This window comes from Ferrimonas senticii DSM 18821, from assembly GCF_000422665.1.
In the GTDB taxonomy this organism is placed as follows: Bacteria; Pseudomonadota; Gammaproteobacteria; order Enterobacterales; family Shewanellaceae; genus Ferrimonas; species Ferrimonas senticii.
Genome location: NZ_AUGM01000001.1, coordinates 242371 through 263089 on the forward strand (window position 1 = coordinate 242371; position 20719 = coordinate 263089).

16 protein-coding genes are annotated in these 20719 nt (G+C 54.0%); 11 read left to right on the forward strand and 5 right to left on the reverse strand.

The genetic code is table 11. The features are described 5' to 3' along the window. The first annotated feature begins 183 nt into the window (after positions 1-183). The 9 genes from lrp to G506_RS0101200 all read left to right on the forward strand — a co-directional run bounded on the left by lrp (position 184) and on the right by G506_RS0101200 (position 11386). Positions 184-687, forward strand: coding sequence for a leucine-responsive transcriptional regulator Lrp (gene lrp, locus G506_RS0101155; protein WP_028115272.1), 504 nt, complete (start codon positions 184-186; stop codon positions 685-687). Between the two features lie 151 nt (positions 688-838). Then, a complete protein-coding gene (locus G506_RS0101165; protein WP_028115273.1) occupies positions 839-3385 on the forward strand; it encodes a DNA translocase FtsK in 2547 nt (848 codons plus the stop codon). Next, positions 3382-3984, forward strand: coding sequence for an outer membrane lipoprotein periplasmic chaperone LolA (gene lolA / locus G506_RS0101170; RefSeq protein WP_028115274.1), 603 nt, complete (start codon positions 3382-3384; stop codon positions 3982-3984). Before G506_RS0101165 ends, lolA begins: the two co-directional genes overlap by 4 nt. Further along, a complete protein-coding gene (locus tag G506_RS0101175; protein ID WP_028115275.1) occupies positions 3981-5309 on the forward strand; it encodes a replication-associated recombination protein A in 1329 nt (442 codons plus the stop codon). The genes lolA and G506_RS0101175 overlap by 4 nt, the downstream gene beginning before the upstream one ends. Then, the gene (crcB, locus tag G506_RS0101180) at positions 5302-5676 is read left to right on the forward strand and encodes a fluoride efflux transporter CrcB (protein ID WP_028115276.1); all 375 of its coding nucleotides are present in this window, start codon (positions 5302-5304) and stop codon (positions 5674-5676) included. The genes G506_RS0101175 and crcB overlap by 8 nt, the downstream gene beginning before the upstream one ends. 14 nt (positions 5677-5690) lie before the next feature. After that, positions 5691-6980, forward strand: coding sequence for a serine--tRNA ligase (serS, locus tag G506_RS0101185; RefSeq protein WP_028115277.1), 1290 nt, complete (start codon positions 5691-5693; stop codon positions 6978-6980). Positions 6981-7072: 92 nt separating this feature from the next. Next, a complete protein-coding gene (locus G506_RS0101190) occupies positions 7073-9256 on the forward strand; it encodes a glycoside hydrolase family 2 protein (protein WP_035386875.1) in 2184 nt (727 codons plus the stop codon). Beyond that, entirely contained in the window at positions 9249-10919 is a 1671-nt protein-coding gene (locus tag G506_RS18400; RefSeq protein WP_084631057.1) for a glycoside hydrolase family 9 protein, read from the forward strand. Before G506_RS0101190 ends, G506_RS18400 begins: the two co-directional genes overlap by 8 nt. Then, complete coding sequence (locus tag G506_RS0101200; protein WP_028115279.1) at positions 10919-11386, forward strand: hypothetical protein; 468 nt, start codon at positions 10919-10921, stop codon at positions 11384-11386. The genes G506_RS18400 and G506_RS0101200 overlap by 1 nt, the downstream gene beginning before the upstream one ends. A gap of 28 nt (positions 11387-11414) precedes the next feature. Here the strand turns inward: G506_RS0101200 and G506_RS0101205 are convergent, their stop codons facing one another. Further along, positions 11415-11678: a hypothetical protein gene (locus G506_RS0101205; RefSeq protein ID WP_028115280.1), complete on the reverse strand. Its 264-nt coding sequence runs from the start codon at positions 11676-11678 to the stop codon at positions 11415-11417. 101 nt (positions 11679-11779) lie between these two features. Between G506_RS0101205 and G506_RS0101210 the strand changes: the two genes are divergently transcribed. Together G506_RS0101210 and G506_RS0101215 are read left to right on the forward strand one after the other, a co-directional pair. Continuing rightward, entirely contained in the window at positions 11780-12382 is a 603-nt protein-coding gene (locus G506_RS0101210) for a HAMP domain-containing protein (protein ID WP_084631059.1), read from the forward strand. Then, positions 12363-14678: a tetratricopeptide repeat protein gene (locus tag G506_RS0101215; RefSeq protein ID WP_028115282.1), complete on the forward strand. Its 2316-nt coding sequence runs from the start codon at positions 12363-12365 to the stop codon at positions 14676-14678. Before G506_RS0101210 ends, G506_RS0101215 begins: the two co-directional genes overlap by 20 nt. Before the next feature lie 8 nt (positions 14679-14686). Here the strand turns inward: G506_RS0101215 and G506_RS0101220 are convergent, their stop codons facing one another. The 4 genes from G506_RS0101220 to G506_RS18405 are packed head-to-tail and all read right to left on the reverse strand — an operon-like array spanning position 14687 to position 20690. Continuing rightward, a complete protein-coding gene (locus G506_RS0101220) occupies positions 14687-16099 on the reverse strand; it encodes a DUF3131 domain-containing protein (RefSeq protein ID WP_084631061.1) in 1413 nt (470 codons plus the stop codon). Continuing rightward, positions 16032-17480, reverse strand: coding sequence for a DUF3131 domain-containing protein (locus G506_RS0101225; RefSeq protein WP_028115284.1), 1449 nt, complete (start codon positions 17478-17480; stop codon positions 16032-16034). Before G506_RS0101225 ends, G506_RS0101220 begins: the two co-directional genes overlap by 68 nt. Positions 17481-17483: 3 nt before the next feature. Continuing rightward, positions 17484-18821: a DUF3131 domain-containing protein gene (locus G506_RS0101230; RefSeq protein WP_028115285.1), complete on the reverse strand. Its 1338-nt coding sequence runs from the start codon at positions 18819-18821 to the stop codon at positions 17484-17486. Between the two features lie 12 nt (positions 18822-18833). Continuing rightward, positions 18834-20690: a glycosyltransferase family 2 protein gene (locus G506_RS18405; RefSeq protein ID WP_051201800.1), complete on the reverse strand. Its 1857-nt coding sequence runs from the start codon at positions 20688-20690 to the stop codon at positions 18834-18836. Positions 20691-20719: the final 29 nt, after the last annotated feature.

Sequence of the window (20719 nt, forward strand, 5' to 3'; positions counted from 1 at the left end):
CGCTAGCATCCTGCCTTTTAGTGTTCGTTATCGGTATGTGACTGCTTGGGGTAATTTTTGTGATGTTTTACTTGGTGTTAGCAGCGAAATCAGTATAATCAGCGTTGGGGAGCATTTCCCTCACTATATTTGCGTATATACGGAACTTTATACTGCTGCCACTTAAAGCCTAAGGAAGTTAATATGGCGTATAACAAGAAAAAGCCGTTGAAAGAACTTGATCGAATCGACCGCAACATCCTAAATGAACTGCAAAAGGATGGGCGGATTTCAAACGTAGAGTTATCCAAGCGCGTTGGTCTTAGCCCAACTCCCTGCCTCGAGCGCGTAAAGCGCTTAGAGCGTCAAGGCTTTATCCTCGGCTATACCGCTCAAGTTAACCCCCATTACCTTGGCGCCTCGCTGCTGGTGTACGTAGAGATCTCCCTCAATCGCGACAGCCCAGAAGTGTTCGACAACTTCAACCAAGCCGTGATGCAGTTAGAAGACGTGCAAGAGTGTCACTTGGTTTCTGGCGACTTCGATTACCTGCTGAAGACTCGGGTAAGTGATATGACCGCGTACCGCCGCTTGCTTTCAGAAACGCTGCTGAAATTGCCATCGGTGAAGGACACTCGTACCTACGTGGTGATGGAAGAGGTTAAGCAAACCAGTCGCGTGCAGATTGCCTCGAAAGTGGCCTCTTAAACAGACGCTCGCCTCAGTAACCCAATAAAGCGCCAACTATGGCGCTTTTTGTTTGCTTGCCAAGCAGTTGCTCTGCAAGTCGATGCAACCGACCAACGCTTTTGATAGAGTTAGCCGATAACCGTTGGCGCGCATTTTTCAGGACATTCGTTTGTCAGATTCAAAACTTACCCCGCTCACTTGGGTACAACGACTGTGTCATGTGGGCTTGATTACCACTACCGTCGGCTCTTTGTTTGTCCTATTTGCCTTAGCGAGCTACTACCCAACCGATCCAGGTTGGAGCCAAGTGGCGTGGGGGACTGAAACCCTCAACGCGATGGGATTGGCTGGGGCTTGGGTGGCTGATGTGCTGCTGTTTGGCTTTGGCTTAACCGCTTATGTGATCCCATTTGTGTTGGCACTGGTGGGCTGGTTAACCTTTCATCAGGCGCGTTACCTTGACAGTTTGGATTACTTTTCAATCAGTCTGCGGATTGTTGGTTTTCTGTTGATCGCCTGTTCGGTGGCAACCCTTGCGACCCTTAATGCGGATGATGTCCACTATTTCTCTGCTGGCGGATTGGTCGGTGACATCATCGCCGAGGCGATGCTGCCAATTTTTAACTTTATTGGCACCACACTGATCCTGTTGGCGTTTATCGCTTCTGGTTTCACCTTAGTTACCGGGATCTCTTGGGTCACGGTGGCGGAGGTGATCGGTGCAGGGGTAATTTTTGCGGGCAAATGGCTGATGGCGTTGCCAGCACGGTTTGATCGTGAACCGGCGGACAGTGAAGATACCCAAGAGTTTTTGGATGTGGTGGAGGAGTTCCAAGCGCCGCAGAAAGAGACCGGCAAACGCCGATCCGAGGTTCAACCACCGCAGCTTGAATCACAACCTCTGGCGACGATAATGGCAGAGCCAGCAAGCGCGCCACAGGGTTCGCCGGAAGAAGCCTTTATGCCACCATGGCTGGATAGCCGTAATGACGAGGCTCAGGACGATTTCATTCACGAACCCTATTTTGGCAGCGCTGACGCCGGCTTTGATGCCGTGGCGGCCGAACCGAAAATTGATGTTAACGATGAGCGGCTAAGCGCTGACATTTTGCCTAGTGCAACGACTACCACTGCCGAGCCCAAAGCGGCGTTGGAACCCTATTTAGCCGAAGCACTGGCCAAACAAAATCCCCACGCGCCAGAACCTTTGCCGGTGCCAACTACACCACTGCCAACGCTGGAACTGTTGGATCGCCCAAATAAGAGCCAAAATCCCATTACCCAAGAGGAATTGGATGGCATCGCCCGTTTGGTGGAAGCCAAACTGCTGGACTTTAACATTCAAGCCAACGTCGTCGATGTCCACCCTGGGCCGGTGATCACCCGCTTTGAGCTGGACTTAGCGCCGGGCATTAAAGTTTCAAAAATTACCAACTTGGCCAAAGATCTGGCGCGGGCATTGTCGGCGGTGTCGGTGCGGGTGGTTGAGGTGATCCCCGGTAAGTCCGTGATCGGTTTGGAGTTGCCAAACAACTTCCGTGAAACCGTATACCTGCGTGATGTGCTGAGTGATCCACGTTTTGAAGCCTCCGGTTCAGATCTAACCATGGTGCTTGGGCAGGATATCTCCGGCCAAGCGGTGATTGTTGATTTGGCGAAGATGCCACACTTGCTGGTTGCCGGCACCACCGGTTCGGGTAAGTCGGTTGGTGTGAACGTGATGATTTTGAGTCTGCTGTATAAGTCGACCCCAGAAGACGTTCGCCTGATCATGATCGATCCAAAGATGTTGGAACTGTCGGTTTATGAAGGCATTCCACACCTGTTGTGTGACGTGGTTACCGACATGAAAGACGCCTCGAATGCGCTGCGCTGGTGTGTCGGTGAGATGGAACGTCGCTACAAGCTGATGTCGGCTTTGGGGGTTCGTAACCTTAAGGGCTACAACGCCAAGGTGCTGGAAGCCAAAGAACGCGGTGAGCCGATCACCGATCCGCTGTGGACGCCCGAATCGTCAATGGACGCCAGTGCGCCAGAGCTTGAAAAACTGCCAGCAATCGTGGTGGTGGTCGATGAATTTGCCGACATGATGATGATTGTTGGTAAAAAGGTGGAAGAACTGATTGCTCGCATCGCCCAAAAAGCCCGAGCTGCCGGTATTCATTTGATTCTGGCAACGCAGCGACCATCGGTGGATGTGATCACCGGTTTGATTAAAGCCAACATTCCAACTCGAATTGCCTTCCAAGTATCCAGCCGCATCGATTCGCGTACCATTTTGGATCAGCAAGGAGCCGAACAGTTGCTGGGCCAAGGTGACATGCTGTACTTGCCACCGGGCACCAGCGTACCGACCCGTGTTCATGGCGCCTTTGTTGATGACCATGAAGTACACAAAGTGGTTGCCGATTGGAGTGCCCGCGCCAAGCCGGTGTATATCGATGAGATTTTGGCCGGTGAAAGCGGTGGCGAAGCGGTACTGCTGCCGGGCGAAGCGGCGGAAACCAGCGATGGTGAGCAAGATCCGCTGTATGACGAGGCCGTTGCCTTTGTTATCGACAGTCGCAAGGCGTCGATCTCCAGCGTGCAACGCCGCCTGAAAGTTGGCTATAACCGCGCCGCTCGTTTGGTTGAGCAGATGGAAGAGTCGGGGATCGTTAGTCGCCCAGCGCACAACGGTAACCGCGAAGTTTTGGTCCCAGGAAGATCCGAATGAAAAAATTAGTGTCGTCACTGCTGTGCGCTAGCGCACTGTGGTCACCGCTGGCGTTGGCAGCCGATGCCACCGCACAGCTGCAGCAACGACTGCAAGCCTTACCGCAATTTAGCGCTAACTTTAGCCAGCAAGCGTTTGATTTTGATAACCAACTGGTAGCGCAAAGCAGCGGTACTATGGCGTTGAAAGCGCCTTTGCGTTTTCGTTGGCATCAAACTGCCGACGATGAACTGCTGTTAACCTCAAACGGCGAAGCGGTGTGGTACTACGATCCTTACGTAGAGCAAGTAACCATCAATGCCATCAGTGATGTGTTAGAGCAAACGCCGCTGCCACTGCTTTCCAGCCAAGATCCGCAGTTGTGGGCGAAGTGGCAAGTGGCGCAGCAAGATGATTGCTTTGCGCTGAGTCAGGCCGATGGTGTGCAGATGCAGGTCTGTTTTGCGGGGGAGCAGATTGCCTCGATGCAGATGATTGATGCTCAAGGCAATCGCACCCTGATGACCTTAAGTGAATTTACCAACGAAGCGCCGCAGGATACGGCGTTTGAGTTTGTCGCCCCGGAAGGCACCTTTGTGGATGATCGGCGTCAGCAATGAGCTCGATGTCGTTTGACTTCTCACCGGATTTTCGCCCGTTAGCGGCGCGAATGCGGCCTCGCAACCTAGCGGAATATATCGGCCAAGCGCATCTGTTGGCGGAAGGTAAGCCGCTGCGCCGTGCCTTGGAGGCTGGACGGCCGCACTCGATGATCCTGTGGGGGCCGCCGGGTACCGGCAAAACTACCTTGGCGGAAATTGTCGCCGACAGTTGTAATGCTCATGTCGAGCGTATTTCGGCGGTCACCTCTGGGGTTAAAGAGATCCGCGCGGCAATTGATCAAGCCAAGCAAGTGGCGGCGATGCACGGTCGCCGTACCCTGTTGTTTGTCGACGAGGTGCATCGCTTTAACAAGTCTCAGCAAGATGCGTTTTTGCCGCACATCGAAGATGGCACCGTGACCTTTGTGGGGGCCACTACTGAAAACCCATCGTTTGAATTGAACAACGCGTTGCTGTCGCGGGCGCGGGTGCACCTGATTAAGAAGCTGGAAAGCGATGAGATTGTCCAGATCCTCAAACAAGCACTTAATGACAGCGAACGTGGCCTAGGCCGAGAACTGCTGCAGTTGCCGGATGACGTGGCCGAGGCGTTGGCCCGCCATGTCGATGGCGACGCCCGTCGAGCGCTTAATCTACTCGAGATGATGGCTGAACTTACCACCGATAAGCAGTTGACTCTGGGGCAACTGGCGGAAGTGGCCGGTGAGCCGGTGGCGCGCTTTGATAACAAAGGCGATCACTATTACGACTTGATCTCAGCGGTGCACAAATCGGTGCGCGGCTCTAATCCCGATGGTGCATTGTATTGGTACGCGCGCATTTTGGCCGGTGGCGGCGATCCACTGTACGTGGCACGGCGGCTATTAGCGATCGCCTCAGAAGATGTGGGTAACGCCGATCCGCGCGGCATGGAAGTGGCGCTCAATGCTTGGGACTGTTTCCATCGAGTCGGTCCCGCCGAAGGGGAACGAGCCATTGCCCAAGCTTTGGTGTATCTGGCCTGCGCCCCGAAAAGTAACGCCGTTTACACCGCGTTCTCGGCGGCCAAGCAGTTGGCGCGGGAAACGTTAGATCTGGAAGTACCAATCCATCTGCGCAATGCCCCTACGCAACTGTTAAAAGAGATGGGCCACGGCGCCGAGTATCGTTACGCTCACGATGAGCCCAACGCCTATGCTGATGGCGAGGTCTACCTGCCGGCGTCGATTGCCGGCACCGCCTTGTATCAGCCAACTGAGCGTGGCCTTGAGAAAAAAATCTCAGAAAAACTGCGTTACTTGCGTCAGTTAGACGAACTTAGCGAGCGTAAACGCTATGAATAACCTGTTGGCGGTCGCCTTAGGTGGTGCTTTAGGCGCAACTTTGCGATATGGCACCTCTTTATTAGCGTTGCGGCTATTCGGAACCGGCTTTCCCTTTGGTACACTGATAGTGAATGGGGTTGGCTCGCTGGCCATGGGCGCATTGTACGCGTTAACCATGACCGCCAATGTGTCTCCAACGGTGAAAGCGTTTATCGGCGTTGGCCTGCTTGGGGCACTTACCACCTTTTCCACCTTTGCCAATGAATCGGTGCTTCTTATGCAAGAAGGCCTGTGGGGCAAAGCGTTACTTAACGTACTGCTGAACGTTACCGTCTGCTTTAGCATGGTTGTGCTAGGGCAGCAGTTAGTTTCAGCCAACAGCTAATCAAAAGAGCGACAATGTTAGATAGCAAATTTTTGCGTGCCGAACTGGCGCAAACCGCGCAACGATTGGCCACCCGTGGCTTTATCCTGGATGTAACCCGCCTGACCGAACTGGAAGAGCGCCGCAAGTCGCTGCAGGTGGAAACCGAGCAGTTGCAGGCAGATCGAAACAGTCGCTCCAAGTCCATCGGTCAAGCTAAGGCCCGTGGCGAAGATATCGCGCCGCTGCTTGCTGAAGTGTCCGACATGGGCGAGCAGCTAGAGCAAAAGAAAACCGAACTGACTGAACTGCTGGCGGAACTGGATGCGATCGCTGCTGCGATCCCAAACCTGCCTTCCGAAGAGTGTCCAGAGGGCGCTGACGAGAACGACAACGTGGTGATCTCCACTTGGGGTGAGCCAAAGCAGTTTGATTTCGAAGTTAAAGACCACGTTGATCTGGGCGAAGCCCTAAACGGTCTGGATTTCGCTATGGGCGTGAAACTGTCCGGTGCTCGCTTTACCGTAATGCGTGGCCAAGTAGCGCGCATGCACCGCGCTCTGGCGGCGTTTATGCTGGACTTGCACACCGAGCAGCACGGCTACAGCGAAATGTACGTACCGTACTTGGTTAACTCCGACAGCCTGTTTGGTACTGGCCAACTGCCAAAGTTTGGTGAAGACCTGTTCCACACCGAAAAACTGTCTGAAGACAGCGATCGTCGTTTGTCGCTGATCCCAACCGCGGAAGTGCCACTGACCAACTTCGCTCGCGATGAGATCATCGACGAAGCGGATCTGCCAGTGAAAATGACCGCTCACACCCCATGTTTTCGCTCTGAAGCGGGCAGCGCTGGTCGTGACACTCGTGGCCTGATCCGTCAGCACCAGTTTGACAAAGTGGAACTGGTACAACTGGTTAAGCCAGAAGACTCGATGCAAGTGCTGGAAGAGCTGACCGGTCACGCTGAAAAAGTGCTGCAGCTGTTGGAACTGCCATACCGCAAAGTGCTGCTGTGCACCGGCGACATGGGCTTTGGCTCCTCTAAGACTTACGATCTGGAAGTATGGGTACCAAGCCAAGACAAGTACCGTGAGATCTCCTCTTGCTCCAACATGGGTGATTTCCAAGCCCGTCGTATGCAAGCGCGCTTCCGTCGCACTGGTGCTAAGAAGCCAGAACTGCTGCATACTCTGAACGGCTCAGGCTTGGCAGTGGGTCGTACCTTGGTGGCGATCCTTGAAAACAACCAGCAAGCTGATGGCCGCATTGCGGTTCCTGCAGCGCTGCAACCATACATGGGCGGTTTGACCCACATCGGTTAAGCCCAGTAAATGGTGATAAAGGGAGCTCATTGAGCTCCCTTTTTGTTTTGTTGGCCTACAGTTTTAGCAAGGTTCCTATTGCTACGGATGGCATGAAACCACTGCTTTGGGCTGCGGCGCTGATGTTACTGCTGAGCGGCTGTCAAAATACTCCTGCAACATCCTTGCTTTCGACATTACCGTCGCTGAACGGTCAGTGGCGCTTCGATGCGGCCGTTAGTGACGGCGAGGATCTATCACCGCTAACCGCCGAATTTGATGATAGCCATTGGCCACTGATCACGGTGCCGGGCAACTGGTATCGTGATGGTTTTGATACCCACGGCAAGCATTGGTTTCGTAAGCAGTTTCAGCTAGCTGAACAGCCGCAGCAAGCGCTGCAACTGGCGTTTGAGGGGATCGACTATCAGGCTAAGGTGTGGCTAAACGGTCAGTACTTAGGGGCTCACCAAGGTTACTTTGCCGCATTCTCCTTTGAGGTAACCGATCATCTTATTGTTGGCACCAACACTCTAGCGGTGTTGGTGGACAGTCCTCTTGAGGCGCAAACGGATGCCAGTTGGTCACTGCACAAGCGTTTAATTAAGGGCGTGCTAAGTCATCATGACACCCGCCCTGGTGGCGCTTGGAGTGTGCGGGGGCAAGAGCGCAATAGCGGTGGCATTTGGGGCAAGGTGGCCTTGATTGCCAAGCCTGTGGTGCCGCTAACTGAACTGCGCTGGCGCACCGAGGTTGAGGACAAGCAGGCGCAGGGGCAACTGCAGTTTCGTATCGACAATAACCGCTCCGTCGAAGGCTGGCGCTTAACCTTTAATGGCGTTGGCTTTGAACAGCAACGACAGTTTGAGTTTGCCGCTAACGCCGGTGCGACCCAAAGCTTGTTGTTGCCATGGCAGTCGTGGCGATTGTGGTGGCCACGGGAATATGGTCAGCCCAATCAATACCGGCTGCGGATCGAGGCTAAAATCGACGGTGACTACCACTTAAGTAAAGCGCTTACCGTCGGCTTTCGGCAGATGGATTACGACGGCCAGTTAGGACAGTGGTATCTCAATCAACAGCGGTTGTTTTTGCGCGGCACCAACTATATCCCATCGCTGTATATGAGCGAGGTCGATGAGACACTGATCCGCCGCGATCTGGCGCTGATGGCTGCCGCCAATATCAATATCGTTCGAGTTCACGCCATGCTGCTACCGCAGCGCTTTTATCAAATTGCCAACGAACTTGGGATGATGGTGTGGCAAGACTTTCCGTTGCAGTGGGGTTACATCGACAGTGCCGAATTTCACGCCGAGGCGCAGCGGCAACTGAAACAGATGCTGTATCAGTTTGGCCATCATCCGGCGATTGTGGCGTGGGCGGCACATAACGAACCGCCGTGGGATGCCGACTGGATGCGTTGGAAGTATCCCGATTACCATCCAGAGCAAAATCGGCAATTGGATCTCGGCCTGTACGCCACATTAACTTCGGTCGATCGCAGTCGCCCGGCGTTCGTTGCCTCGCTAACCAAAGAACATCCCTGGCTTGGTTGGTATAGCGGCAGTTGGCAAGACTACGGCAAGCCCAGTGAGCAGGCGCTGATCACCGAATTTGGCGCTCAGGCTCTGCCGGATCTTCCGGTGTGGGCGGCGGTAGTGGATATCGCTGATGATTTAGCGCTGCCTGAGGATTTCAGCCAGTGGCAGTTTCACAACTTTCAGCCACAAGAGACTTTTGATATCGCTGGAGTCGAGCGCGCTGCAACGGTGCCAGAGCTGATTGAAAATACCCAGCGCTATCAGGCAAAGCTTATCCGTTACGCTGCGGAGAGTTATCGGCGTCAGAAATATCAGCCGGTCGGTGCCATTTTCCAATTTATGTTGGTCGAGCATTGGCCATCGGCAAATTGGGGGGTATTGGATTTTAACCGTAACCCCAAGCGTGGCTACCACGCGCTACAAACCGCCTACCAACCGCTCCTGCCGAGCATTTATCACCATCAACAGCGTTTTAGTCGCCATCAGCCGATCCGTTTGCCGGTGTATCTGATTAATGACTACCCCCGTGGTTTTGCCAAGGCGCAGCTGCAGTTGCAACTTCGCTTTGATGGCGAGCTTCTCGATAGCCGCAGCGAAGCGGTAGCGATTGAACCCGACAGTGTCTTGCAGCTGGCAGATTATGTGCCGAGCGCCTTAGCGATTGGCCGTTATCAGCTGCAGGCCAAAGTGTTTGATGGCGCCCGCAAGCTACTAGGTCAGGCACAATTTGAATTTGAGGTAAGCGATGACTAAGCCCCAAGCAAGGCAGTACAGCAGTGTGCTAATGATGTGGTTAACCGCCAGCGCGTTGGCCGCTGAACCGGTTGCCGATGTTGCCGGCGCGTATCAGGTTCGGGTCAATCAAGCGGGTTATCAAAGTCATGGCACGAAGGCATTTTACCCCTCGCAGGTGGGCGAATTGCAGTTGCTTGATGTGGTCAGCGCCAAGGTGATTAAGCGTTATCAAGTAACCGCTGCCAATCAAGCGCTGTATCTGCCAGAACAGTTGCCAGCGGGCTGGTATCAACTGCACAGCGATAGTCAGCAATCCGCGGTGTTTGAGGTTAGTGACGCGGTGCTGGATAACACCGTCGCAACGCTGTTGGCGGCGTTTCGCTATCAGCACGCAGGGGTTGCCATCCGTGATGTGGTTTCTGGGGTACAGCGACCGCCGGCCCACCTAAATGATGGGGTGATCGCCCGTGATGATGAGATCAATCAAGCCGGCGATCGATTTGATGGCAGTGGCGGTTGGTATGACGCTGGCGATTACGGCAAGTATGTGGCAACCACGGCGATTACGGCGGCGCGGATGCTGGATGCTGCTGTCGACAGTCAACAGCCAACGCTGCAACAGCGCTTGCGGCAAGAGGCGTTGATCGGCCTTGATTGGCTGGCACGGATGCAGCGTGCCGATGGCGCTTTTTACCGCAAAATTGGCGCAGAAAAATGGCCGCCGTTGGTGCCGCCTCATCAAGATCGGCAAGTGCGTTTAGTCTATGGGGTTTCCACCCCAGACAGCGCCAAGGCGGTGGCGGCGCTGGCACAGGCGGCGCGGATGTTGATGGATGACGATCCACAGCGGTCACAACGTTATCTGCGCCAAGCGCAATTAGGTTGGCAATGGCTGGCTTTGCAGCCACAGCAGTTTATCGACTGGCAGGCTGGCGATGATGGCGGCTCGGGCCCTTATATGTATAACCAATGGGATACCCAGAGTTCGCTGCAACACGATGAGGACGATCGCTTCTGGGCCGCGGTAGAGCTCTATCTGGCAACCGACGACAGTCAATACTACCGCTATCTGCAGACGCATTTGCCGCCGGTAGTGAGCATTTTTGAGTGGAAAGATCCGTCGGTGCTGGGAATGTGGCATCTGTTGATCAGTGGTCATGCAGGGGAACTTACTGAGCCGCTGCAACTGCGCTTTAACAGTCACTGTCAGCGACTGCGGCAAAATGCCTATCGCGGCGAGTTCCAAGTCGCTAATCAGCGCTTTATTTGGGGCTCTAACAAAATGGTGGCGGAGGAGGGGATTCTATTTGGCTACTGCTATCGCCTAAGCGGCGATGCCGAGTACCTCAATTTGGCCTGGAGTCAGTGGAACTATCTGTTTGGTATCAACCCGTTTGGCCTTAGCTACGTTACCGGTGTCGGCGAACACGCGGTTGAAAATTTGCACCACATTTGGGGCAGAGCCGTCGGATTTGTACCGCCAGGGATGTTGGTTGGCGGCCCCAATCAAGACGCGCAAGCGGGATTTGCCCCTAAAGCGTTGGGGATGCGCAGTTATGTCGATGACGCCAAAGATTATTCGGTCAATGAGTTCGCCATTGACTACAACGCCGCAGCGATTGGCCTTGGCGCGTTGTTAGCCAATCCCGATGGCGTTAGCCAGCAGCAGGCGCAGCAATAATGCTAGGTACCCTGATGGCCGCATTACTGTGGGGGCTACCGCTGGAAACCGCAGCGCAGTCACAGCAGTTATGGTTGAGCCAGCAAGATGCCAGCGCGCCGTGGCAGCAATATGCCTTATTGACTGAAGATGGCGATCGCAGTTTGGCATTGATCATAGCCAGTCGTTTAAGTCTTGAACCAGAGCTGCCGTGGCAACAGGCACAATTGTTGATGGCGGCGCAGCAGCAAAGCTGGCCGCAACGGCAAATCGCGCTTAGTAGGCAATATCAACAACAGCGGCAATGGCTCAATAGCGGCGCCGGTCAGCACTTGAACCGTCAGCAGCGGCAGCGCTGGTTGTTGATGCAGTGGTTGGTGGAAGAGCTGCAGCTGCTGGAATACCACGGGCCACAGCAGCAACAGGCGCTATCGCCGCAGCAGGTTGATCCGCAGCAGCGCTACCTGCCGCGCTGGGGCGGCAGTTAGCGATGCAGCAAAGCAGTGAAACTAATGACTATAGCCGAGTGCGACAGGCACCAGCTTCACAGCGCCTGGCGGTGCATTCGCGGCCTTGTGGCTGGGCAGCCAATGATTGGGCGCGATTACGCTGCATTTGCGCCCATAAGCTGTCGCGTTCAGTGGTGCCAATGGTTACCGCTTTACAGCAACAGCAATCATCGTTACCGCCAAGTGATGAGAACAGTGAGTGGTTGCTTTGGCAGCCAGCGACTAGGCCGACAGCAAACAACAGGGCGATGCCTTTGCCCAACAACTTCATGATTGGTACTCCATTACCTCGTCATCGCAAGTATAGGGGCTTGTTGGCGCTCGCTGCTGGGCCAGTCGGTCATCAATGTTAATCAGCTAGGAGAGGACGCCATGCAACGACGGAGAGTTCATTGGTTTGATTCACTGCGGCAGGGTTCTTCGCTGCGGTTGGTTTGGCGTATTTGCGCTATTGCTGTGGTCGGGATGGCTGCAACGACCGCGCTGTTTTATCTGTTTTACGACCGCTTACTGGCAACCTTGGCGCAATCGTTATCACTGCAACTGTTGCCGGATGAGTTAGTGCTGGTGTCTAACAGTTTGCCGTCATTGCATGGCGCGATGGCGGGTTGGTTGGTGGCCTTGGTGCTGTGTCAAACGGTGATCACCCTAACAGGGGTGATCTGGTTGACTAGTCGTATGGCGGGGCCGATATACGCTATTCGCCGCGCGTTGGAACGTCTGGCTGCTGGCGATTTGGCAGCTGAGGTGGTGTTGCGTCAAGGCGACGATATGCATGAACTGGCGGAGTCGATTAATGATTGCAGTGCCCGTATTCAAGTTATGGTGATGGGGCTTAAAGAGAATCTACTAGCGTTAGAGCAACTGCATAGCCAGCAACAAGACACTGAGCTTGAGCTGCGCTTACAGGTGATAAAGCAAAACCTCGATTGGTTTGAAACGGTGGTAACCGACGATGAAAACCAATTGGTTTAAGGTTGCGGTGGTTATGCTAAAGGCGCTGGTTGCCGTTGCTGTGGCGCACTCCAGCGTAGGCCGAGCGCAAGAGCTGGCGCCACTGATGCAGGCGGCATTCACCCAACAGTTGTCACCGGCACAGCAACAACAGGTGCTGACCCGCGATTCCTTAAGCGGTGATTGGCTCTATTTGGCGGCGCTGGTGCAGCTGGACCTGGGCAATTATCGCGCCGGACAGCAGCTGCTGCGCAACTACTTGCAACTGCCACAAAGCAACGTTCACCGTTTAAAGGCACGCTCGCTATTTAACAGTTTGCGCCGCTTTGGTGCGCGGCAGGGGTTTGCTGATTACTACCAATTGTGGCGCCTGCGCGATGCGGACGACTTAGCCGAACTACAACAGCGATTGCGGCAGTTTCTGGCCAGTGATGCCGATCCGATGCTGATAGCCAAAGCGCGGTTGTTGCAGGCGCACGCGTTGTTAGAGATGGAGAATCGCCCAAAACCGGCGCTGACGTTATATCGAAAGCTGATAACCGAGTTTGAACGAGGTGATGATCTCTATGCCGCCCACCTTGGCGCCATCTACTGCTTGCATCGACTTGGGCGATTATCGCAGGCAAAAAAACAAGCGGAATCGATGCAGCAGGCGCTGGATGGTGGTTGGTTTGCCAATGACGATCTGCTTAGCCGCAGTTGGCAACTGCGCTTAGACGCAAGCAAACTGTTGTTGCAGCAACCAGCAAAGCCGCTGACGCCACTGCTTTGGGGCAGCGGTTCACGGCTGAACATCGACCGTCCGGCTGGATCGGGACACAACCATCGGCCGTTGTGGCGACAGCCGCCATTGACTGAATTCGCCGGACAAAGCTTAACCCTGTGGATCACCCGTCACTCGGACTGGCGTTGGTTACAGTCGGATCTGCTCACCATGGCCACCAAGGCGGGTTATACGCCGATGATTTCACTGTGGTATTTCGGTGATGAGATAAGCCCTGAGTTTGTCACCGAGCATTGGCAACCGTATCTGGAGATGATCCAACAGCGATTGATCCCATTGCTGCGCACCTTGCCACAAGCCTACCTGTTGCTGGAGCCGGAGTTTAATAAAAACGGCATTGAAAGCTGGCCAGATTGGGATCGACGGATGTCGCAGGTGGTGGCCCTGATAAAACAGCAACTGCCAAACGTGAAGGTCGGTTTGGTGTTGGGGGATTGGGACGGTACTGGTCAGCAAAGCTCATACGAAACGTCACTGATGACCATTGAACAAAGCGATTTTATTGGCTCGATGCTGATGATCGCCAACTACACCGAATCGGCACATAGCGACCCCGATTGGTCGCCTTGGATCCGTAGCCTGAGGTTAGGGCAACAACTGCAACAACGATTTGCCAAGCCATGGATGTTGGCGTATGCCGCTATCGCATCGGCACCCAATTGGCAGCGCCGACAGCGACTGGAGTTGGATAAGCTGCAAGCCTACTTGCCACAACTGCGGGGGTACGGGCTGTTCGCCATCAACTGGTTTTCCGCGGTCGATGAACCGGCGCAAATCGGCTGGTTCGCAGATGCTGAGACCAGCTTTGGCCTGCTCGATGCTAACTATCAGCCCAAGTTGGCGTTTGAGCGCTGGCAGCAGCTTGCCGAGGCACCAATGCTGCTGCCTTCGATGGACGCGCAACCCGCTCAATTAACCGAATTTCAAATACAGACTGGTCGCAGTAGCGCCGAGTTTCAGTTTCACTTTGATCGGTGGCAGCGGTGGCAGATGAGGGTGAGCAAAGGGGATGAGGTCTTGTGGCAACAGCAGGGGGCAGGCGATAGCGCCACGCTATTTTGGGACAACTACAGCGGTGTTGGCGGCAATTTTTCGGCATCACTACAGTGGCAGCAGCAACAGCAGACCGCTTCCTTCCAATTGCCGATAGGGCGGATCTCCCATCCGCGCTTTGCGCCAGCCGCTAAATCGTTAATGCAGTGGCAACAGCTGTGGTTGACGCCGCTGCAGCGCTTTCGCCACGCCAGTTTTACCCTTGGCAGTGATCGGCCGTTGGATGACCAGCTTGAGATTGCGTTAATCGACAGCAACGGCGCGATGCGCAGTGCTCGTTTGTTGGCGTATGCCATTGGCGAAGAGGGTGACTATCGGGTGCAGTTTGATAGTCAACAGTTGGCTGAGGGCTGGCGCCGCTATCAAGGCGAACAAGGGGTTATCTGGAGTGAGCAAGCGGTTGGCGAAATCAATTTGGTGCTGATAAACAGCAGTGCCGAGCCGATTGAACTGACGGTCACTGATTTACGCTTGTGGTAGCTGTGCTATCACTGGGGTTGGCAGCGGCCGGGATGTTCAAATTCGTTATTGCGCACCACCTCTAGCCGAGCGCTGGGATAGGGTTGGTGCATCAACTTACCCTGAACCTTGTACAGCAGGCTTTTTAGCACCGCAGCGTTGGTTGCCAACGAGATCGCTTTTTCATAACCGGCACTGCGTTCGTAGCGGCCTTCAAACCAGCCGCGTTGTGGGTCGTGTAAAGGCTCGACTAATACCATTAGCTCGTCGGTATAGGGGGTATCCCACAATGCCCACATTAAAAAGGTCGCTTTGGTGGAGACTAACGCCAGTTGATCATGAAAACTGCCGTCATCGGCGATCGATGGGAAGGCGCTGCCATGGCCCCAGACTGCATCGTATAAAAACCACGGCGCGCTGCTAAGAATGTGCTCGGCTCGCGCGGTATGTAGCGCGTCTTGCTCGAATCGTGCCTGTTGCAGCGCGTATAACTGTGCCGCTTGTTGGGCGAGATCTGGGGCGCTGTGGTGATGGTGATCATCGTCATTATCGTTGGCCAGATCCCAATTAAACTCAATCCCCGCTAACCAAAAGGAGGTCGGCACCAAGGGGTTGGGAACGCCATCGACGCGGGGATCGTGGCCATCAACTAAAAACGGAATGTCGTACAGATTAAATACTTGATAAGGCAGTAGTAGCTGCGCTTTGCTACTGTTAAATCCCCATAAGGCGTAGCCATAAGCCGCGTATTCTTCAAAACCAAGACGACCATCTTGGCGGACGGTCAGCTGACCGTTGCTTAATCGGCCGCTTTGAATGGTGCCGTCTGTGGCCAATAACGTGCAAAAGTCCCAGCGTAGGATCGCTTTATCGATGTACTCGCCATAGGCGGGGTAAAATCGTTTATACAGGTTAAGCCAGATCAGCAGTCGACCGATATCCAGCCCAGACCAGCCAATTTGCCCGGGTTCTCCGGTTAGGGTGACCATCTTGCCGGTTTGGGTATGGTAGTTGCGATTGGGCACTTTATTGTCAAACAGATCCATGCTGTTAAGAAAGTGCAGCAGGGCGGACAAGCGGCCATCGAAGTTAAGGTCATCGACCATTTCAAGCTGATAGGCGACATGCAGGCTGGCCAAGGCTTCAGCGATATTGGCCATGCTGGCGGTCGGGTAGCGATCAATGCCCGCGACCAATCCAGTATTGGGATCGGTATTGTTAACCGAGTATTGCCATGCGGTTTGCGCCCAGCCGTATTCGGTTTCAGTCAGATCGCCATGACGGCCAAACCAGAACAACGATGAGTTGCGAAAACGTTGCCAACCGTCACTGGTGTTTTTACTGATGACCCCACAGCCGCTAACGATAAGTGCGCTAACGACAACTGCTGCAATTATGCGAAGACGGCAAGCACTGCCGTAGATGCGGGCTAAATTCGTCATTAATTACCGCTTCCCAGCGACTTGGTGGATGCCAAGGATGTTCAACCACCAGCTGCCCTTGCTGCTTGTAGAGTAGGGCGGCCATTAAAATCCCATTATTATTAGAAGTATAGGTGTTGATTAGGCCGGTGCCGTTTTCGTAGATCCCTTCGTAAAATCCTTTGTCGGGGTTATAAAGATCGGCGACGTGTTCAAACACCAGATCGGTATAAGGGGTATCCCACAACACCCACATGCCGATGGCCCCTTTAATGGCCACCGCCGCGTATTGCGGCAGATACTCGCCTTTCTCTGAGATGGTGTTCCAAGCATAACCATCGGTATAGATGGTGTCGTAAACAAAGTACGGGGCTTGGTCGAGTTGGTGCTCAGTGCGGGCGGTGATGATCCCAGTTTGCATATAGCGAGCTTCTTGAACCGCATAGATCCGCTGGGCAAAATCCGCGACCCAGCGATGGCTGAAATCGGTCTCGCTGGTACTGCTGTCCCAAGGGTGATCCCAGCCAAACTCAATGCCATCTAAAACGTAACTTTCGGTCACCACGTAACTGTGGGCCACCAACTTGCGTGGATCGCGGCTGTCGTAAGGGATGTCATAGCCGTACATATTGATCACATCGTAAGGGTCGGGTTTTGATGCTCGTTCAGTGTGAAAGCCCCAAAGTTGGAAGCCTTTGGCAGCGTACTCTTCGTAGCCCAAGCGCCCCTCTTGCAGATATTGGGTCGGTTCGCCTGGGCCGGCCAAGGCACCAAACATGGTGCCGTACTCATCTACGACGTTGCAGAAGTTCCAGCGTAAAATGCCAGCGTCTATGCCCGGCGCGTGTTCGGGGTAACGCTCTTTAATGATCCATAGCCAGGTTAGGAAACGGCCAATATCGAGTGCCGAATAGCCAATCTCGCCGGGTTGGTTGGCGTAGTTTACTTTGGCGGCATTCTGGGTGTTGTAGGCCTTGTTTGGTACCTCACCGCGATAAAGATCCATGGTGTTTAGGGTCTTGATAAATCGCACCATCCTCTCATCGAAAGTTAGCTTGTCGATGATCGCAAGCTCCCTAGCGGTAACCAATGCCCCTAAATAGGAGGCGGTGTCCCACAAGGTAGTAGATGGGTAACCGTCTACCGCATTAACCAAACCGGTGCTTGGCTGGTAGTTATTTTCAAAGTATTTCCAAGCGGTGCGCGCCATTGCCATCTCCCGTTCGCTAAGTTGACCTTGGCGCGGCTGCGGTACCCCAATATCCGGAGGTGATGGTTCAGCGCGCTTGACCCCAAGGCCATCCCCCTCTTCAATCGGCCGCTCTGGTGAGGCTATTGGCGTTAGGCTTTGACAACCGGAAAGGGCGAGCATAAACGTGCTGGCGGCAACAACGTATCGCATCGATTACTCCTCTTTTTGTGCAAGCTGCACGGGGCCAATTCTGCCGATGTTGAGCAGTTGCCCTTGTTGGATATACAGCAGCGATTCGAGAATGATGCCGTTGGTATTGGCGGTAAGTGCTTGGTTAATCTCATCAAAGTTTTCATACTTGCCGGAGTACCAGCCTTTATCTGGGTCAAACAGTTTGCTGGCTTCGGTTAGCAACTGCTGGCTGTACTGATCGCGATAGAGGGCATACCAGCCAAACGATGCTTTGGTCGATAGGGTTTTATATTGGGCGGCGTCGCTGCCATCGTCACCAACCGCGTTCCAATGTTTGCCATCGGAAAATACCGTGTTGTAAACAAAGTAGGGCGGACGGTCGATGTTGTCCTCACTGACCGCCGTCAGCAATCCGGTGCGTTGATAGCGGGCGTACTGGGCTTGGTAGACGCGCCACGCAAATTCATGAGAGATCCGATCCCAGCCAAATTCCAAGCCATCAAGAATGTAGCTTTCACTGACCACATAGTTATGGGCTTTATATCGGCTTGGATCGCGGCTATCGGTCGGCACTTCGACGCCATCGATCTGTTCAAATACCAGAAAGTCGGTGTAACGCAGTGCTTGGGAAACGTCTTGGCCCATCAGACTTAAGGATTTGGCGGCGTACTCTTCGTAACCGATTCGACCCTCTTGCACATATTGGGTTTGTTCGTTGGCGATGGTGGCGCCATACATCAAGCCCCGTTGCAGTAGTGGTGCCAGATCCCAACGCGCCAGCACACGGTTAAGTTGATCGGTGTAGCTGGGGTAGTCCCACACCAAAATATTAAATGGCACCAACAGTCGACCGATATCGATGGCCGACCAACCTATGCCGCGTTCATTAACGCTGTTGTCGTAATTCACCATTGCTAACGAGCGCGTGTCGTAGGCCTTGTTGGGTAATTGTTGGTCATATAGTGGCAACTGCGCTAATGCATCTAGGGCGCTGGATAGACGCTGTTCAAACTCACTGGCGTTGATCAAATCGAGTCGTCGGGCGGCAATTAATCCCATCAGATAAGAGGCGGTGTCCCATAGTGTGGTTGATGGGTAGCCATCGACCGAATTGACCAAGCCACTGGCTTGGGTGTTGTTGGCAAAATACTGCCATGCGACTTCGGCCCAGCGCCGCTCTTGGGCGGTTAACGGCCGTGGCTTCGGCGCTGGGATCTGCTCGCTATAGCGCAGATCCGCCGCCAGATCGTGGGTAAATTGCCGTTGTTCGATAGAAAAGACAATGCCAAAGGCAACGCTAAGCCCCAGCAAAAACACTAGGTGGTGGCGGGCGTTGATGAGGTTTTTGGATAACGACATCGTGGCAGCTCCTTAGCTGGACGTGGTGGCGGCGTTGACCGGTGCGGTTGCCGGGTGTGGTTCGGCGGGTGGTTGCCAAAAAGCACAGAACACCATCCCTGCCATGGCAATGATGTTATTTAGGCACCAGAAGGTGTTAATAATCAGCCCAGAAAGATTGAGATCGCCGTACCAGTTGAGATGGTAATTGCACCAGCCCCACAGCAGCGCAATGGCGGTGACCACCATGACACAGAACTGCGGCAGCACCAGATGGAAGAAGTTACCCTCTTGGCGGTCTTTTGGGGTCGATGGGAACTTAATTTGCTCGCCTTTAATTACGGTCCAGATCGCCCGCAGGTTGACTGGGAAAAAGGCCAGATAATTGGACTTGCCCTTAAAGCCCGCAATGCCCCAGGTGGCTACCATGGTTGCCAGTTCATTGGTGATGATAAATGGCAACAAGTGCAGGTAGAACTCCTGCGAATAAGCGGCTACCGGGGCGATACCAGTGAACAGATAGATGATTGGTGCCAATAGAAAGACGATGTTCCATAGGGCGCCAAAGTAGCTCCAGACGGTGGCGGCGTACATTACCTGTTGTGGACGGCTCATCCCTTTGCGGAACACCGGATTATCGTGAGCTGCGATGTCGATAGTGCCGCCGGCGTACTTAAAGCGCTGCACCATCCAAGTTTGCAGGTCTTGCGGCGACAGCATTTTCGATTCGACTTGCGGGTGCAATACCGACTTCCAGTTGCCGTCGGGATCGGCGTGCAGCACGATTGAGGTATAGATATCTTCGGAAACGTGGAATTTATAGGGGGTGAATTCGGTGTCGAGCACCGTTTGTTGATCCATTAACTCCGTCACGGTGCCATCAAGTTGCTGTTCGCCAGTCAGTTTCTGGATCGCTTTGTCCTGTTGCTTGCGCTGCTTATCAACGTTTTCGGCATAGGTCTTCAGTGCGGCTTCCATTACTGCTTCACGGCGATGGATCGAGCCTGCACCGCAGCAAAAGGACGCGTTGGCCCAGTTACGACGACGCTGAATTACGTCGTAAAACATCTGTGGATCGTTTACGAATGGGTCTTGGCCGATGATGATTGGACCGTAAAATTTCTCGATAGTCCGGGCAACGCTGGCGATGCCTCGGCCCAGCTTACGGTGGCACCAGTGGCTCAGTGGTTCGCCTTCTGGCAGGTCAAAAAACCATTGCGGGGTTTGCACCCAAGCGACATCAGGATCGCGGAAATAGCCAAGGGTGTGACGCAAGATGGTTGCTAATGGTCGGGTATCAGCATCGCAGATCACGATAAAATCGCCGTCGGTTTGCTCCATCGCATTGCGCAAGTTGCCAGCTTTAAAGCCGATATTACCGTCGCGGGTGATGTAGTTGACTCCAAGCTCTGCAGCCAAGGCTTTCATCGCCGGCCGATTGCCGTCGTCGAGAATGTGGATCTTGCTATCGATTTGATGCGGGTAGGTAATTTTTAGGGCATCGACGATGCTAAGTCGTACCAGTTCCACCTCCTCATCGTAAGAGGGGAAGAAAATATCAACTCGAATTGGCCGATCTTCTGCCAGTGGCTGGCGCAAACAGGCATTGATGGTGGCTGGTGGACTCTGCTTGGGAACATCTTTGACCTTCCACAGGTTGATCGAGAACAACACCAAACCCACGTAAGCGCAGGTTTCGGCAATCACCAACGGGATCGCAAACCATAGGGCGTCAGGATTGAGTGACGAGGTCCAGCGCCAACTGATGTACCATGCGCCGATCACCAGATTAACGGTGATCAGAAATTGCCAAAGCAGCTCTAATTTGGGGTTGTAGGGCAGTGGTGTTGGTGGCTTACGTTGTTCAAACTTATCGAAATAAAAACCCATGCGCTGGCATCCTTGCGACATCGTTGGGG

What these genes read in the sequence shown, in the direction of transcription:
- lrp (WP_028115272.1), top strand. Translation starts at nt 184, where the DNA reads ATGGCGTATAACAAGAAAAAGCCGTTGAAAGAACTTGATCGAATCGAC.
- lolA (WP_028115274.1), top strand. Translation starts at nt 3,382, where the DNA reads ATGAAAAAATTAGTGTCGTCACTGCTGTGCGCTAGCGCACTGTGGTCA.
- G506_RS0101175 (WP_028115275.1), top strand. Translation starts at nt 3,981, where the DNA reads ATGAGCTCGATGTCGTTTGACTTCTCACCGGATTTTCGCCCGTTAGCG.
- crcB (WP_028115276.1), top strand. Translation starts at nt 5,302, where the DNA reads ATGAATAACCTGTTGGCGGTCGCCTTAGGTGGTGCTTTAGGCGCAACT.
- serS (WP_028115277.1), top strand. Translation starts at nt 5,691, where the DNA reads ATGTTAGATAGCAAATTTTTGCGTGCCGAACTGGCGCAAACCGCGCAA.
- G506_RS0101190 (WP_035386875.1), top strand. Translation starts at nt 7,073, where the DNA reads ATGAAACCACTGCTTTGGGCTGCGGCGCTGATGTTACTGCTGAGCGGC.
- G506_RS18400 (WP_084631057.1), top strand. Translation starts at nt 9,249, where the DNA reads ATGACTAAGCCCCAAGCAAGGCAGTACAGCAGTGTGCTAATGATGTGG.
- G506_RS0101200 (WP_028115279.1), top strand. Translation starts at nt 10,919, where the DNA reads ATGCTAGGTACCCTGATGGCCGCATTACTGTGGGGGCTACCGCTGGAA.
- G506_RS0101205 (WP_028115280.1), bottom strand. Translation starts at nt 11,678, where the DNA reads ATGAAGTTGTTGGGCAAAGGCATCGCCCTGTTGTTTGCTGTCGGCCTA.
- G506_RS0101210 (WP_084631059.1), top strand. Translation starts at nt 11,780, where the DNA reads ATGCAACGACGGAGAGTTCATTGGTTTGATTCACTGCGGCAGGGTTCT.
- G506_RS0101215 (WP_028115282.1), top strand. Translation starts at nt 12,363, where the DNA reads ATGAAAACCAATTGGTTTAAGGTTGCGGTGGTTATGCTAAAGGCGCTG.
- G506_RS0101220 (WP_084631061.1), bottom strand. Translation starts at nt 16,099, where the DNA reads ATGACGAATTTAGCCCGCATCTACGGCAGTGCTTGCCGTCTTCGCATA.
- G506_RS0101225 (WP_028115284.1), bottom strand. Translation starts at nt 17,480, where the DNA reads ATGCGATACGTTGTTGCCGCCAGCACGTTTATGCTCGCCCTTTCCGGT.
- G506_RS0101230 (WP_028115285.1), bottom strand. Translation starts at nt 18,821, where the DNA reads ATGTCGTTATCCAAAAACCTCATCAACGCCCGCCACCACCTAGTGTTT.
- G506_RS18405 (WP_051201800.1), bottom strand. Translation starts at nt 20,690, where the DNA reads ATGGGTTTTTATTTCGATAAGTTTGAACAACGTAAGCCACCAACACCA.